Origin of the sequence: Trinickia soli (assembly GCF_002879855.1) — a bacterium.
Lineage (GTDB): Bacteria > Pseudomonadota > Gammaproteobacteria > Burkholderiales > Burkholderiaceae > Trinickia > Trinickia soli.
In genome coordinates, this window is the sequence record NZ_PNYB01000008.1 from 40,379 (window position 1) to 55,284 (window position 14,906).

The 14,906-nt window shown below is 63.9% G+C and carries 12 protein-coding genes; 7 read left to right on the forward strand and 5 right to left on the reverse strand.

The annotated features are described in order from the left end of the window. Positions 1-428: 428 nt before the first annotated feature. From C0Z19_RS11145 to C0Z19_RS11165, 5 genes are read right to left on the reverse strand one after another with little or no spacing between them, the layout of a single operon-like run. Complete coding sequence (locus C0Z19_RS11145; RefSeq protein ID WP_102609891.1) at positions 429-1,565, reverse strand: mannitol dehydrogenase family protein; 1,137 nt, start codon at positions 1,563-1,565, stop codon at positions 429-431. A 42-nt stretch (positions 1,566-1,607) separates the two neighbouring features. Beyond that, on the reverse strand, positions 1,608-2,618 hold the full coding sequence (locus tag C0Z19_RS11150) for a zinc-binding alcohol dehydrogenase family protein (protein WP_102610075.1): 1,011 nt from the start codon (positions 2,616-2,618) through the stop codon (positions 1,608-1,610). Positions 2,619-2,660: 42 nt separating this feature from the next. Next, positions 2,661-3,608, reverse strand: coding sequence for an ABC transporter substrate-binding protein (locus tag C0Z19_RS11155; protein WP_102609892.1), 948 nt, complete (start codon positions 3,606-3,608; stop codon positions 2,661-2,663). A gap of 35 nt (positions 3,609-3,643) precedes the next feature. Beyond that, entirely contained in the window at positions 3,644-4,675 is a 1,032-nt protein-coding gene (locus tag C0Z19_RS11160; RefSeq protein ID WP_102609893.1) for an ABC transporter permease, read from the reverse strand. Beyond that, positions 4,668-6,218 (reverse strand): sugar ABC transporter ATP-binding protein, encoded by a 1,551-nt coding sequence (locus C0Z19_RS11165; RefSeq protein ID WP_102609894.1) that lies wholly within the window; start codon positions 6,216-6,218, stop codon positions 4,668-4,670. The genes C0Z19_RS11160 and C0Z19_RS11165 overlap by 8 nt, the downstream gene beginning before the upstream one ends. 232 nt (positions 6,219-6,450) lie before the next feature. Here C0Z19_RS11165 and C0Z19_RS11170 point away from each other — a divergent pair, with 232 nt between their 5' ends. The 7 genes from C0Z19_RS11170 (at position 6,451) to C0Z19_RS11200 (ending at position 14,838) form a co-directional block, all read left to right on the forward strand. Continuing rightward, positions 6,451-7,152: a FadR/GntR family transcriptional regulator gene (locus C0Z19_RS11170; RefSeq protein WP_102609895.1), complete on the forward strand. Its 702-nt coding sequence runs from the start codon at positions 6,451-6,453 to the stop codon at positions 7,150-7,152. A 150-nt stretch (positions 7,153-7,302) separates the two neighbouring features. Beyond that, positions 7,303-8,040: an ABC transporter substrate-binding protein gene (locus C0Z19_RS11175; protein ID WP_102609896.1), complete on the forward strand. Its 738-nt coding sequence runs from the start codon at positions 7,303-7,305 to the stop codon at positions 8,038-8,040. A 14-nt stretch (positions 8,041-8,054) separates the two neighbouring features. After that, positions 8,055-8,486, forward strand: a complete 432-nt coding sequence (locus C0Z19_RS11180) for a hypothetical protein (protein WP_102609897.1) — start codon at positions 8,055-8,057, stop codon at positions 8,484-8,486. 285 nt (positions 8,487-8,771) lie between these two features. Next, the gene (locus C0Z19_RS11185) at positions 8,772-9,938 is read left to right on the forward strand and encodes an efflux RND transporter periplasmic adaptor subunit (protein ID WP_233196095.1); all 1,167 of its coding nucleotides are present in this window, start codon (positions 8,772-8,774) and stop codon (positions 9,936-9,938) included. Positions 9,939-9,954: 16 nt separating this feature from the next. Further along, positions 9,955-13,212, forward strand: coding sequence for an efflux RND transporter permease subunit (locus tag C0Z19_RS11190; protein WP_425330240.1), 3,258 nt, complete (start codon positions 9,955-9,957; stop codon positions 13,210-13,212). Further along, complete coding sequence (locus C0Z19_RS11195) at positions 13,209-13,418, forward strand: YgaP family membrane protein (RefSeq protein WP_102609899.1); 210 nt, start codon at positions 13,209-13,211, stop codon at positions 13,416-13,418. Before C0Z19_RS11190 ends, C0Z19_RS11195 begins: the two co-directional genes overlap by 4 nt. Before the next feature lie 37 nt (positions 13,419-13,455). Then, complete coding sequence (locus C0Z19_RS11200; RefSeq protein WP_102609900.1) at positions 13,456-14,838, forward strand: TolC family outer membrane protein; 1,383 nt, start codon at positions 13,456-13,458, stop codon at positions 14,836-14,838. The last annotated feature ends 68 nt before the right edge of the window (positions 14,839-14,906 follow it).

The window sequence follows — 14,906 nt, forward strand, 5'->3', positions numbered from 1 at the left end:
AGCGCGACTGATGGCCGCGCAAACGTCAACGGCCGGGGCGCTCGGCAATGCGATGCCCAAACAGCACGATGCACAAGTCGAACAGGTATGTGTCTGGTGCGCGTTGCCGCAATGTCGCTCGTGATCGCTCCGGGCGAGCATCGTCTCGTGCCCGACATGCATGTGTCGAGCCGACGCGGCGTGTTCCGCATGAGGCATGCCCATTTCGGTGCGGTGGACCGGCGCAGTCGTGTATTGCGACGAGACGGCCGCAAACGACTGAACCGGAAGGCTCAGTGCCAGAAGCAAAACGATGAGGATTCTGCGGCAAATCGACATAAGCGCGGAGTCTAGCACGCGACGCTCCGGCGCGCATCGCGCCGCGACGTGTTCGCGCTGCTGCACGGCGCCGCAGGCAGACCTCCATGGGAAGTCACCCTGGCCGTCGTCTACCCGATCAGCCCATGCTTCGCGAGCCACCCTCTGAGGCGCGGCTGCGCGCTTTGCACCTGGAGCGACTGCGCGAGCTCAACCAGCGGCAAGACGCGCCTTTTGACCTTCTCCGTATGATTGAGCGCAATGTCCGCGATCCGATGATCGAGATACGGATTGAGGAAGCGATCCCGAACGGTTTCCACGTAGCCCGTGGCTTGCTCCGCCAATCCCAGCGAATCAAATACCGGCATCACTTCTTCTTGCCAGACTGCTTCGATTCCCGCACGCAGATGCGTATCGCTCATCGCATCGCGAACCGTTTCGGATGACGGACGCCCCCCTGCAATCCATTGCTCTGCGAGCCAGCTATGGCCGAGGTTGAGAAAGAACAGCTTCAACCGTTCGTAGCTGCGCAGGTCATCGGTCAAGACGATGGATTCGTGCGTGCAGGGCAATTGCATTTGCGCACGTCGTTCGATCGCCCAGAGCGCGTAGGGCTCGGCTACGGCGCCGACCGGATCGATCGGTTCGGAAACGATCCGGTCGACCAGCGAGTTCACCCAGATGCAGCGCTCGCGCAGATAGTCGATGAACGGCTGCGACGCCGACCATCGGACCGCCAACCCGAGCACGATGTCGCGCAACGTGTCGCCGTTGTTCGCCACCAGTTCGCAGGGATAGATCGAGACGCCGTCGAACGGACGCTCCCGCCAACGCGCGTGCAGCAAGGCGAGCAATTTTGCAGGATAGCTGCGTGGCACGGCCGAGTCGTCTTCGAGCAAACGGGGCGAATCGGACTCGTCGAGACAGAAGCCCGTGTCGCCGGTGTTCGAAACGATCACGTGTACATCTTCAATCGCGGCGCGTCGCACCATCGCCCAATCCCGATCCGCAATCCACGCGGCGCGAATGGCATCGCAAACGACGACCTTATCCACGGTCGCGCCGCGCTCGCTTCCGCGAATCTGCACGGGATAACCGCCCGCTGACGATAAAGCCGCCACGCGCGCCCGGCTGACTGGGTTGTTCGTCGTCTGCACGACGCTGATGCCACCGATCGCGTCACCGCGCTCCAACGCCTGCGACACGAACAACGCGACGTGAGCCAGCAGAAACCGGCTGGTACCGAATTGAAGTATGGGTTCGCTCATCTCGCTCGCCTTACCGCCCTGCACGCTTTCGAGCCATCACGCTCAACACTCCACCAACGCTTTTACCACCGTCTGCCCCTTTTCGAGCAAGCGCGGGAACATATCGGGGACATCCGCGAGCCGCATGCGGTGCGTATTGAGCGCCTGATCCGGGATACGCCCCGCACGCATTGCCTCGAGCACGGTCTCGAAGTCGGCTGTCGTGGCGTTTCTGCTCGCCAGCAGTGTCGTCTCCCGTTTGTGGAATTCGGGATCGGAGAAGGTCACCTGGCCAGGCACGATCGAAATCAGCGTGTATTTCCCACCGTGTGCCACGAATTCGAACCCGCGATTCATCGCCTCGATGTTGCCGGTCGCGTCGAACACGACGTCGAAGAACTCGCCTTGCGTCAGCGCTGCAAGCTGCGCCGTATCGTCGGGACCCACGGCGACGGCCGCATCGACATTCAACTGCGATGTGCAAAACGCGAGGCGGTCGGCGCGCGTATCCAGGCACGTCACGTTGCCGCCACGCAGCTTCGCGAAGATCATCGCGGCCATGCCGATGGGGCCAGCCCCGACGACCAGCACGCGTTGCCCGGCCGCTACCTCGGCCCGCCTCACCGCATGCGCCCCGATCGCCAGGAATTCGAGCATCGCCGCCTGATCGAGCGTGACGCCTTCGGCCTTGTGCACGAACTGTGCGGGTACGCTCAGGTACTCCGTGAGCGCGCCGTCGCGGTGCACGCCCAGCACCTTGATATCGACGCAGCAGTTCGTCTTCCCTTGCCGGCATGCGACGCATCGCCCGCATGATAGATAGGGCATGACGTACACGCCGTCGCCGGCCGCGAACCCCGAATCGCTCTCTGCCTCGACGACGACCCCGGAGAACTCATGCCCCATCACGCGCGGGTACTGAAGATAAGGCTGATTGCCCGTGAAGATATGCAGGTCGGTACCGCAGATGCCGACGCGCGACACACGCAGCAATACTTCGCCAGCCGCTCTGACAGGTAGATCGGAGTGTTGCCTGCGCAGTACGCCGGGCGATTCGCAAGTGACGCTAAGCATGACGGGTTCCTCGTGTTCGGTTCGTTGCAACGTGGCTTCTCTTCAATAGAGAACGTTCTTCGCTTGCGGCGAATCGAGGTTTTGCTTATCGACCATCACGACGCCCGTATCGATATCCTTCGGCATGTGCTTGTGCTCGATGACGCCCACCACCGTTTGAATGCCCTTGTATCCCATCTGGTAGGAACCCTGAACCGCAATACCCTGAATCGTGCCGTCACGGACGAAGCTTTGAAGATCCTGGTTACCGTCGAAACCGATCGCGACGATCTTGCCCGCTTTGCCCGACTGCTTGAGCGCACGCCCCATGCCGACGGCCGTCGGTTCATTGGCGCCGAAGATGCCCTTCAGATCCGGATTCGCCGACAGCACGTCGGTGGTTTGATTGAGCGCGGTCGCCATTTGCGATTGCGAGTAGTACGGCCCGACGATCTGCAACTTCGAATGGGCAGCGATGTATTTCTTGAACCCGCCCACGCGTCCGATCTCCGATCCCGCACCCGGCACGTAGGACATCAGCGCGATCTTGCCGGTCTGGCCGACGCGTTCGATCAGCGCCTTCGCGCAGAGCTCGCCCGCCTTCTCGTTGTCGGTCGACAAAAACGACTGGTAATACTGCTTGCCCGAGTCGGACAACGCCGAATCGATCAGAACGACAGGAATGTGCGCTTCCCAGGCCTTCTTGATCGCGGGGACGAGCGCATCAGGGTCCGACGGCGCGAGCACGATGCCCGCGACATGGCGATTGACGGCGTTCTCGACCATGTTCACTTCGTCGGTGATGTCCGATTCGGCGGCCGGGCCTTGAAAGGTCATCGTGTAGCCCTTCGCGTCATCGAGCGCGGCCTTCGCGCCTTTCTGCACGTTCTGCCAGTAATTCGAATTGACCGTTTTGACGATCACGGCGATTTCGCCACCCGCAGCATAGGCGCCCGAACTGAATACCGCGCACAGCAACGACGATATCGCCAACAGGGAAAACTTTTGCATGTCTCGCTCCTCTCTTTTGATTGGACTTCGCTCTACTACCGTTTCCTGCTTCGCAACTGATCGATCCAAACCGTGCCCAGAATCACGACGCCGATGATGATCTGCTGAATGAAGCTCGACACGCCGTTCATGTTCAACCCATTGCGCAGGACGCCGATGACGAACGCGCCGATCGCCGTGCCCGAAATCGTGCCCACCCCGCCCATCAACGACGTGCCGCCAATGACGGCGCTCGCGATCGCATCGAGTTCGTACATGACGCCTTCGTTGGGCTGCCCCGTCACGAGACGCGACATCAATACGCAGCCGGTCACGCCGGCCAATGCGCCCGACAGCACATAGGTGAACATCGTCACGCCGCGCACGTTGACGCCCGAAAGCCGGGCAGCTTCGGCGTTGGAGCCGACCGCATAGATGTGGCGGCCGAGCGATGTCTTCGACAGCAGCACGGCGCCGGCGAGGAAGAGCACGACCATGATGAGGACCGGATAAGGGATGCCCGGGAACGCCGTGTCCGGAAAGCCATCGGCGCCGATGTGCGAGATACGGAACAGCGCACCGTTGCCGAGCACGCCGAACGCGTTGCTCAGATCCGACACGGGCCGCGCCCCCGTGATCTGCAGTGCAAGGCCGCGTGCGACCAGCATCATGCCCAGCGTCGCAATGAACGGCGGCAGGCCCATGCGCGTCACGCAAACGCCGTTGCAGAAGCCGCAAAGCGCGCCGACGAGAACGCCGCACAGCATCGCCACGGGAACCGCCACACCCGCCTTCGCGAGCAGGGCCGCCGACACGCCCGCAAGTGCCAGCACGGAGCCGACCGAAAGATCGATGCCGCCTGTGATGATCACGCACGTCGCGGCCACGCCCAAGTAGGCGATCGAGGTCACCTGGAGCGAGACGGTCATCATGTTGCCGACCGAAAAGAAGGCCGAGCTCGTGAGCGAAAATGCGACGATCAGCGCGATCAGGCTGCCGAGTGCCGCGAACTTCTGAATGAGGTCGCGGCGTCGCTGTCGAGCCGAGCGATCGTCCACCTGCGTCCGATCCGATGTCATCTCAAGCATGGCCGCATCCCGAAGCGAAGTGCATGATCTCCTCCTGATTGGTTTGTCTGGTTTCCAGAACGGCCGTGATCCGGCCTTCATGAAAGACGGCGATCCGATCGGTCATCCCGAGCAGCTCGGGCAATTCCGAACTGATCAGCACGACGCCGACCCCGTCCGCCGCGAGCCGATCCATGAGCCCGTAGATGGCGAATTTGGCGCCCACGTCGATGCCGCGCGTGGGCTCGTCGAAGAACAGAATCTTCGAGCCGCGATAGAGCCATTTGCCGATCACGACCTTTTGCTGATTGCCGCCGGACAGGTTGCGCACGATCTGATCGACCGATGGCGTGCGGATGGCGAGGTCGTGCACATAGCGGCGCGCCACGACAGTCTCTTCATCGAACCGCAGCAAACCCGTGCGCGAAGTCACCGCGCCAACGTTGGCGAGCGTGATGTTCGCCGCGACGGACATACCGAGGGCCAGTCCGTCCTGCTTTCGGTCCTCCGACAGATATGCGATCCCGTGGCGAATCGCCTCGCGCGGCGAACGAATCCCAATGCGACGGCCGCCCAGCTCGATCACGCCGTGGTCCAGCCGGTCCGCACCGAAAATCGCGCGTGCAACTTCCGTGCGTCCCGCACCCATCAGGCCCGCGAAGCCGAGAATTTCGCCTTTGCGAAGGTCGAACGAGACCGGGCCGAACACGCCGTCGCGGCGCAGATCCCGAACGCTGAGCAACACCTCGTCGGTCGGCGTCGATTGCCGGGCGGGGTACGCATCATCGAGGGATCGCCCCACCATGCGCGCGACGATGTCGGCCACGCATAACGCGGAGAAGTCGTCCGTCGAGATGTATCGTCCATCGCGCAAGACCGTGACGCGGTCGACGATCTGCGCCATCTCATCGAGGCGATGCGAAATGTAAAGAATGGCCACCCCGGCGTCGCGCAACTCGTGAATGATGCGAAAGAGCTGAGACGTTTCAGACTCGGTCAGCGATGACGTCGGCTCATCCATGATGAGCACCTGTGCATCGAACGCAAGCGCTTTTGCGATTTCGACCATCTGCTGCTGCGCGATCGACAAGCTGCGCACGAGTGTCGTCGGCTCGACCTCGAGGCCGATCCGCGCAAGGCATCGTCTTGCGTCGGCATTCAGCTTTCGTGTATCGACAAAGGGCCCGCGCTTGGGCTCGCGCGCCAGATAAAGGTTCTCCGCAACGCTCAGGTGCGGGACCAGGTTCAATTCCTGATGGATGATCGCGATGCCGGCTGCCTGCGCTTCCGAAGTGGAACCGAACCGCACCGTTTCGCCGCGATAGTGAACGGTGCCTTCGTCGGGCTGGTACTGACCGCTGATGATTTTCATCAGCGTGGACTTTCCCGCGCCGTTCTCTCCACAGACGGCGTGAACTTCGCCGGCCCGCAGATCGAGACGAATGCCGTCGAGGGCGACGACCCCGGGGAAGCGCTTCACGATTCCCTCGAGGCGCAGGATTTCCCCGTTGCCCCTCCTTCGATCGAGCGTCGCGACATGCGATGCGTCGCCAGGCAGTGCCATGCCGTCTCCTGAGATGGACCGATTCGGGCCCGCGTTGGTCAGTCCAATTTGGTCAGATTCCAGCGCAACCGCGCTGATTTGGTAAAACCAATAGTGATTTATCTTTACTGACCTTACCAATAGTGAAAACCCGAATGCGGCGCACACGCGCTTCGGATCGGCCCGGCGAGCGGCCCATGCTAGACTTTTGCCGAAGGCGACGCCCCCTCGCGCAGCGCTCAGTCATCGCACCATGAAATCAACCGAACCAAAGCGGCTTTACCAATCCGTCGCCACGCAGATCCTCGCCTTGATTCGCCAGGGCGAGTTCCCGCCCGGGGAACGCTTGCCGCCCGAGCGCGAACTCGCGTTGAAGCTGGGCGTGTCGAGACCTTCGCTGCGCGAGGCGCTGATCGCGCTCGAGATAGGCGGTCAGGTCGAGATCCGCATGGGTTCGGGGGTCTACGCGTGCGAAGCCGCCGGGAGCGACGGCAGCGCGGTGGGCGCACTCGGCGATAGTCCGTCGGAATTAATGCAGGCTCGCGCGGTGGTCGAAGGCAGCGTCGTGACGCTCGCCACAGCCCGCATGAGCGCAGCGATGCTCGATCGCCTGCGGCGCACGATCGACCGGATGCGCAGACTTTCCGCGGCGGGAAAATCGCCGGTCGAGGCCGATAGGCAGTTTCACATGCTGATTGCGGAAGCGGCGGGCAACTCGGTGCTCAGTCGTTATGTCGCGCAGTTGTTCGACAGCCGCCACGATCCGATTGCCGCCGCCATGCGCGGTCACGCGGAAAGCGCGCAGACGTGGACCGCGGCCGTACAAGAACACGAAGCCGTGCTGAAGGCGCTGCAGGCGGGCGACCCCATCGCCGCACAGACGGCCATGCGAGCCCACCTCCTCGCGTCGGAAGAGCGATGGATCAGCGGCGCCTTGAAACAAGGCACCGACTAGCACCGCGTATGAGCAGCGACGAGGGCGTCCTGCCCTCTCGCTGATCGCCCCCTTTGCCCGTTGCTGCATAATTTCAACGGGCCCTCGCGAACGACAGCGACTCTTGAACCTGAAGACTGCCAGGCGATCGCAGTCTCACCCTCACGACCTATGAAAATCGATCGATCAGTCATCACCGCGTTTACGCCGACGGGCAAGCTGCGCGCCTCGATCAACCTCGGCAATCCGATTCTTGCAAACAAGCATCCTGAAACGGGAGAGCCATCGGGCGTCTCCATCGACCTGGCACGCGAGTTCGCAAAGTGGCTGGGTGTCGAACTGGAACTGGTCGTCTTCGATGCCGCCGGCAAGTCGGTGCAAGCCTTGAGCGAGGACCGCGCCGATTTCGGTTTCTTCGCCGTCGATCCGCTGCGCGGCGAAACGATCGCGTTCACGGCGCCGTACGTATTGATCGAAGGCTTCTATCTCGTCCGTGACGACTCACCGATCCAAACGAATCAGGACGTCGACCAACCGCATATCAGCGTCGCCGTCGGCAAGGGCAGCGCTTATGACCTCTTCCTCACGCGCGAACTGAAGGCCGCGCAAATCGTGCGGGCGCCTACGTCGCCAGAGGTCGTGCAAACGTTCATCGAGCAAGGCCTGGACGTGGCGGCAGGCGTCAAGCAGCAGCTCGAAGCCGACGCGCGGAAAACCAGCGGACTGCGTCTGCTCGATGAACGGTTCATGGTCATCCGACAGGCGATGGGGACACCCAAGAGCCGGGGCGACGCCGCGTCGACCGTGCTGGGCCAATTCGTCGAAGAGATGAAAGCGTCGGGCTTCGTGGCCGATGCATTGCGACGGCATCGGATCGTTGGGGCTACCGTTGCACCGGCTGCCGCCTGATACGGGAGGGCTCCATGAAGCGATTTTTCCTCGCGGCGCTCGCCGCTGCGTCGTTCGCGACTGGCGTCCACGCACAAAGCGACGCGCTCGGCCCACTCCCCACGCGCGCGGGCACGCTGCAATTCGTGCGAACCGATCGCGATTTCGTGGGGACGCTCGACAACACGACTTTCGATCGTTTCCACGCCAGCACGCTCACGCATTTCGATGAGGTCGACGATAAGACGAACGCAGTCACGCGTGCTCTCGTCGAGACCGACGCCGGCCCCGTGCTCTACGATTTTCGCGTTCGACCGCCGCTTGTGCAGCGCGCGGGCCGGCGCATGTCGATCAAGCGTGTGTTCTGGCAAGGCGACGACGTTGTGATGCAAACCTCTCAAGGCTGGTTTCGGCTGGTTCGCGGCGAGTTGACGAAGCTGCGGTCGTCAACGATGACCTACCACTGACCCCAGGTCGCCGACTGGCGTCCGCGAGGGCCGGCGCACGCCGGTATCTTCAACGACATATCTTGCCCTGAAGATTGCCTCGGGCATCTCCTGCACATCACCGATTCCTGCTCAAGTTGCCGCGACACTGTTTTCCGGTGTCGTGGCGAACCTTGACGCGAGGACTTGTTGACCTCAATCAAAGGTCACGGGACGCGTAAGCCGAAGATGGAATAGGCGGCGGTTCGCGCGCGCGGCGCGCATCGACCGCAAGCCAGCCATTGCGTCGACAATCGTTGCCGAACCATGACCCGTCAACATACAGCGCATATTCCCCCCGAGGCAGGCGGTATCCCGCAGACTCCTCCAGCGAAGCCGTCCAGCCATGCGGTCTCGTTCCCGCAGCGCAGCCGTGACGCGTCGACCCTACGCGCAGCAGCGCAGCGGTGCTTGGGTCTGTGGGTCCTCGCGGCGGCGGCTGGCATGACGCTGCCCGACGCACACGCCGAAAAGCTCGCTACATACGTCGTCGAACCCACGCCCGTCGCGGACGAAATCGTTGCGGACGCGACCATCGAGTCGACGCGACAGACCAGCATCGCCGCTCAGATCTCCGGCCGTATCACTGGCCTTTACGTCAAGGCGGGCGACCGTGTGAACGCAGGGCAGCGGCTGCTCGCGGTCGATCAGCGCGCCGCCGACCAGCAATTGGCGGCCGTTCGCGCCCAGGCCGCGGCCGCACGGGCGGAGCTCGATGTCGCACGACGCGAATTGGAGCGCACCCAATACCTGTTCGACAAGCAATACGTCAGCCAGGCTGCGCTCGATCGCGCCAAAGCACGCTATCAATCGGCTTCCTCGATGGCGCAGGCAAGGCTGGCCGATGCTGGCGCAGCCGCCGTCGGACCGACGTTGCACAACATCGCCGCGCCCTACGCCGGCACGATCGCCAGCGTTGACGTCGAATTGGGGTCGATGGCCATGCCGGGGATGCCGCTCATTACCCTGTTCGACCCGGGCGCCCTGCGCGCCGTGGCGACGGTGCCGCAAGCGCGCGCCGCCGCATTGCGCCCGGACCTCCCCGTGCGCATCGAGCTGCCCGACGTGTCGGGCGCGCAGCACTGGCAAACCGCGACGTCGGTCACGATCCTACCGGTCGCGGACTCACTCAGCGCCTCGGTCCAGGTTCGGCTTTCGCTGCCGGCCTCGGCCGGCGTTGTCGCCCGCCCCGGCATGTATGCGCGCGCCCATTTCCTCGTGGGCGCCCCGCGTCCGCGGCTGATGGTGCCCCTTGCCGCCGTCGTCCGCCGCACCGAGGTCACCGCCGTCTATGTCGTCGCGAGCAACGGCAGCGCGACGCTGCGGCAGGTGCGCCTGGGTGAAACGCGAGCCGATCGAGTCGAAGTCCTCGCCGGGCTATCCACCGGGGAGCGTATCGCGCTCGACCCGTTGGCGGCGACGAATAAGCGATGAGGCACGAGGCCAGGCCATGACGATGGATACTTCGAGGCTCGCCATATCCGGCCGCATCGCCGCCTTCTTCCTGCAGAACCGGATTACGCCGCTCATCGCGCTCGTCGCCCTGCTGCTCGGCCTGTTCGCCATGGTGATGACGCCCCGCGAAGAAGAACCGCAAATCAACGTCACGATGGCGAACGTGCTGGTCGCGTTCCCCGGCGCGAGCGCGCACGACGTGGAACGGATGGTGGCCGGCCCCGCCGAACAAGTGCTATCGCAGATCAGCGGCATCGAGCACGTGATGTCCGTCTCGCGCCCCGGACTGGCCGTGTTGACCGTGCAGTTCAAGGTCGGAGTGCCACGCACCGAAGCGCTCGTGCGCCTTTACGACACCGTGCAGTCCAACGCCGACTGGCTGCCCAAAAATCTGGGCGTGCTGCCGCCGTTGGTCAAACCCAAAGGCATCGACGATGTGCCCATCGTCGTGCTCACGCTCTACCGCACGCGCCCTGACGGCAATGCTTACGATCTCGAGCGCATCGGCCATTCGATCGAAGCGGAACTCAAACGCGTACCCGGCACGCGGGAAGTCACGACGATCGGCGGCCCGCAGCGCGCCGTCAACGTGCTGCTCGACCCGAACCGCATGCGTGCGGCCGGCGTCACCGTGGACGATCTGCAGCGCGTGCTCGCCGGCGCCAACGCTGGCGCCACGGTCGGCGACCTCGTCAGGGAAAACCGCAGCATCCATGTCGAAAGCGGCCCCGTGTTGGCCAACGCGAGCGACGTGCGCGACGTCATCGTGGCGGTCCACGACGGCCACCCCGTGTTCGTCTCCGATGTGGCCAACGTCGAGGAAGGGCCGCCCGCCGCCACGCACTATGTATGGGAAGGCCTCGCCGGTACGCATGGGGCCGAGTATCCGGCCATCTCCGTCACCGTCACGAAGAAGCCTGGCGAGAACGCGGTGACAGTGGCCAAGAACGTCTTGAAACGCGTCGACATCTTGCGCAACACCGTGATTCCAGCCGACGTCAAGGTGGAAGTCGCGCGTGACTATGGCGTGACGGCCAACGCAAAGGCAATGAAGCTGATCGAGAAGCTCGCCTTCGCGACAACCTCGGTAGTCGTGCTCGTGTTGTTCGCGCTCGGCTGGCGCGAAGCGCTGGTGGTGGGCGTGGCGGTCGTGCTCACGCTGACCGCGACGCTCTTCGCCTCCTGGGCGTGGGGCTTCACGCTCAATCGTGTCTCGTTGTTCGCACTCATCTTGTCGATCGGCATTCTCGTCGACGACGCTATCGTCGTCGTCGAGAACATTCATCGCCACCATCTGCTCGCGCCCGAGACGCCGCTCGCCGCGATCATTCCGCGCGCGGTCGACGAAGTGGGCGGCCCCACCATCCTCGCCACGCTGACCGTGATCGCCGCACTGCTGCCGATGGCGTTCGTCACCGGATTGATGGGGCCGTACATGAGCCCTATCCCCATCAACGCGAGCATGGGCATGGCCATCTCGCTGTTGGTTGCGTTCATCGTGACACCCTGGTTGTCGCGGACCTGGCTCGCGCATGCTCCTACCAGCAGCAGCAGCGAACCAGGGCCAAGGGACAAGCTGCGAGCGAAGATGGAGCCCTTCTTCGGCCGGCTGTTCGCGCCATTTCTCGACGACAAACGCGGCGCACGCAATCGCATGCTGTTATGGCTTGCCGTGGCGGGCGCCATCGCGCTCTCGCTCGCGCTGCCGGCCGTTCAGTGGGTCGTGCTCAAGATGCTGCCGTTCGACAACAAATCGGAGTTTCAGGTCGTCGTCGATATGCCGGCCGGCACGCCGCTCGAACGCACGTCGAGCACCTTGCATGAAATGGGCGCGTACCTGGCCACCGTGCCGGAAACGGCTACATATCAAGCCTATGCCGGGCTGTCCGCGCCGATCAACTTCAATGGGCTCGTGCGCCAGTACTATCTTCGCGCCGGCTCCAACGTCGGCGACATCCAGGTCAATCTCGTCGACCAATCGCAGCGCCGCCGGCAAAGCCATGCGATCGCGACCGCGGTACGGCCGATGCTCGAACAGATCGCCGCACGCAACGGCGCCCGCGTGAAGGTCGTCGAAGTGCCGCCCGGCCCCCCTGTGCTGGCGCCGATCGTGGCGGAGGTGTATGGCGCCGGCGAAGCACAACGCAATGCAGTGGCGCACGAAGTGCGCAACGTGTTCGCCTCGACCGCGGGCGTCGTGGACGTCGACGACAGCACGGTCGCGGCCGCGCCACAAACCGACTTCGAGCTCGATCGGCGCCGGGCCGGCCTGCTCGGCGTCTCGCAACGCGATGTCGCGCAAACACTGCGGGCCGGGCTCACGGGCAATGACGTCACCTATCTTCGCGACGGCAGCAAGTATCCCGCCGCCGTGCGCCTCGTGCTGCCCGCCACGCTCGGCAGCGACGCCTCGGCGTTGCTCGCCCTGGCCGTGCGTGGCAGCCAAGGCCAACTCGTGCCGCTCTCGGCACTCGTTCGCGAGCGCGAAACCCGCGTCGAGCAGCCGATCTATCACAAGGATCTGCTGCCTGTGACCTACGTCGTAGGCGATATGGCCGGCAAGGTGGACAGCCCCCTTTACGGCATGTTCGAGATGCGCAGCCGGCTCGCAAGGCTGGCCGTGCCGGGCGGCGGCAAACTCGGCGAATGGTTCGTCCGTCAGCCCGACGATCCTTATCGCGCGTTCTCGTTCAAATGGGACGGCGAATGGCAAGTCACCTACGAAACCTTCCGCGACATGGGTATCGCGTACGCAGTCGGGCTCATGCTGATCTACCTGCTCGTCGTCGCCGAATTCGGCTCGTATCTGACGCCGCTCATCATCATGGCGCCGATCCCGCTCACCATCATCGGTGTGATGCCGGGACACGCCCTGCTCGGCGCGCAATTCACTGCGACTTCGATGATCGGCATGATCGCGCTGGCCGGCATCATCGTGCGCAACTCGATTTTGCTGGTCGACTTCATCAATCTGCAAATCGCCGAGGGCGTCCCGTTTCGTGCAGCCGTCGTCCACTCCGCCGCGACACGCGCTCAACCGATCCTGCTCACGGCCCTCGCCGCCATGATCGGTGCGCTGTTCATCCTCGACGACCCGATCTTCAACGGTCTGGCCGTGTCGCTGATCTTCGGGATTCTCGTTTCGACTCTGCTCACGCTCGTGGTGATCCCGCTGCTCTATTTCACCGCGTACCGGAAACGCTATTCCGGCTCGCCCCCCTCCGTCCCCCATCCACAAGGAGCGCAATCATGACTTCCTGGCAAATCACCCGGGTCTTCGCGGGCCTTCTCGTGCTGATCACGCTTGCGCTCGGTGCGCCGGCAAGCCCGATCTACCTCAGCAGTTGGTTGCTCTGGATCACGGCGTTCGTCGGCGCGAACCTGCTGCAAAGCGGCATCACGCAGTGGTGTCCGATGGAAATCTTCATGCGCAAGCTCGGCGTGCGCGGCGGCGCTTGAGGCACGCGATGAAATCGAGCACCAAACGGTGACCATCATGAGCCACGGCAAGCGGGCATGGGCGATCGTGCTCGTCGCGGCGAGCACCCTCGCCCATGCGCAAACGGATCTGCTCGGCGCTGCGCGGGCGGCGCTCGCGCACGATCCGGTCTATGCGTCCGCGCTCGCGCAGAACCTGGCCGATGCGACCAAACGCAAGCAAGGTCGAGCCGGCTTCCTGCCGCAGGTCTACGCGACTGGCAACGTGCGCTACGGCACGACGGATCAGGAAACCACGGGCGCGCATTTCGCCGGCGGCGGCTTCGGCGCGAGCAACGGCATCGCGTTCGATACGCGCGCGGCCGGGGCTACCGGCGCGGGTTGGGCCATCACGATCAAAGAGAATCTCTATAGCGCAAGCAAGAACGCAGACGCGCGGCAGATGAACGACGCCGCCGATGCCGGCGATGCATCGTTGCGGCTTGCGCGGCAAACACTGCTGCTGCAAGTCGCGCAAGCGTATTTCGCCGTGCTGGCCGCGCAAGACGACGTCGCGGCGCTGCAATCGATTCGCGATGCGGCGCGCGAAGCGGGCAACATCGCACAAGGCCGATTCGATACGGGCGATGCAGCGATCACCGACGTCAAGGACGCGCATGCGCGCGCCGATCTCGCGCAAGCGCAAATGCTGGCTGCGCAAACCACGCTCGATCTGAAACGCGCCGAGTTGCGCGATCTGACCGGCGGTTCCGACAACGGTTCTGACGGCGCTTTACGCCCCCTCGCCGACTCGGATCAGGTCGAATCGCTGAGCGCGGGCAACTTCGCCGACTGGCAGTCGCGCGCCATGGCCGACAATCCGCTCATCGAACTGCGCCGCCTCGGCATCGACAGCGCGCGCGCCGAAACGTCGCGCTATCGGCCCGGCGCAGGCACGACGGTGGACGCATTTGCCTCGTACATCGGCGATCGCATGAACGGCGCCGGCTACGGTGGCAACAGCTCGATGCGCAGCAACAGCGCCGTGGTCGGAATCATGATCACCATCCCGCTTTATACAGGCGGCTTACGCAGCGCGAAAGCGGAAGAAAGCGCCGCCTTGCTGAACCGCGCGGGCCTGGACGAAGACGCCGCGCGCGTTGCCGTTGCGCGGGAAGTGCGGCAGGCGTTCCTCGGCATGCAGAGCGCGCAGACACAGGTCAAGGCGCTCACGCAGGCATTGCGCTCGGCCGAGCTGCAACTCGATGCCAACCGCACCGGTTTTCAAGCCGGTGACCGTCCGTCCGTCGATGTACTCAACGCCGAGCAGGCGCTGTTCGGCACGCGGCGTGATCTGGCGGTTGCGCGCTATCAAGTCGTCCTCAACCGTCTGCGACTCGCCGCGGCGGCAGGCCAACTCGACGAAGACCAACTCGCGCAAATCAACGCATTGCTGCATTAGCGGACAGCGAAAGACCCGGCGGCGCGGCGGGCGTCGCGTGCCACACATTCAAGCGCCATCCGGCGCAC

Coding starts and splice junctions, on each gene's coding strand:
- C0Z19_RS11150 (WP_102610075.1), bottom strand. CDS start 2,618: ATGCTTAGCGTCACTTGCGAATCGCCCGGCGTACTGCGCAGGCAACAC.
- C0Z19_RS11185 (WP_233196095.1), top strand. CDS start 8,772: ATGACCCGTCAACATACAGCGCATATTCCCCCCGAGGCAGGCGGTATC.
- C0Z19_RS11165 (WP_102609894.1), bottom strand. CDS start 6,218: ATGGCACTGCCTGGCGACGCATCGCATGTCGCGACGCTCGATCGAAGG.
- C0Z19_RS11155 (WP_102609892.1), bottom strand. CDS start 3,608: ATGCAAAAGTTTTCCCTGTTGGCGATATCGTCGTTGCTGTGCGCGGTA.
- C0Z19_RS11190 (WP_425330240.1), top strand. CDS start 9,955: ATGACGATGGATACTTCGAGGCTCGCCATATCCGGCCGCATCGCCGCC.
- C0Z19_RS11200 (WP_102609900.1), top strand. CDS start 13,456: ATGAGCCACGGCAAGCGGGCATGGGCGATCGTGCTCGTCGCGGCGAGC.
- C0Z19_RS11160 (WP_102609893.1), bottom strand. CDS start 4,675: ATGCTTGAGATGACATCGGATCGGACGCAGGTGGACGATCGCTCGGCT.
- C0Z19_RS11195 (WP_102609899.1), top strand. CDS start 13,209: ATGACTTCCTGGCAAATCACCCGGGTCTTCGCGGGCCTTCTCGTGCTG.
- C0Z19_RS11180 (WP_102609897.1), top strand. CDS start 8,055: ATGAAGCGATTTTTCCTCGCGGCGCTCGCCGCTGCGTCGTTCGCGACT.
- C0Z19_RS11145 (WP_102609891.1), bottom strand. CDS start 1,565: ATGAGCGAACCCATACTTCAATTCGGTACCAGCCGGTTTCTGCTGGCT.
- C0Z19_RS11170 (WP_102609895.1), top strand. CDS start 6,451: ATGAAATCAACCGAACCAAAGCGGCTTTACCAATCCGTCGCCACGCAG.
- C0Z19_RS11175 (WP_102609896.1), top strand. CDS start 7,303: ATGAAAATCGATCGATCAGTCATCACCGCGTTTACGCCGACGGGCAAG.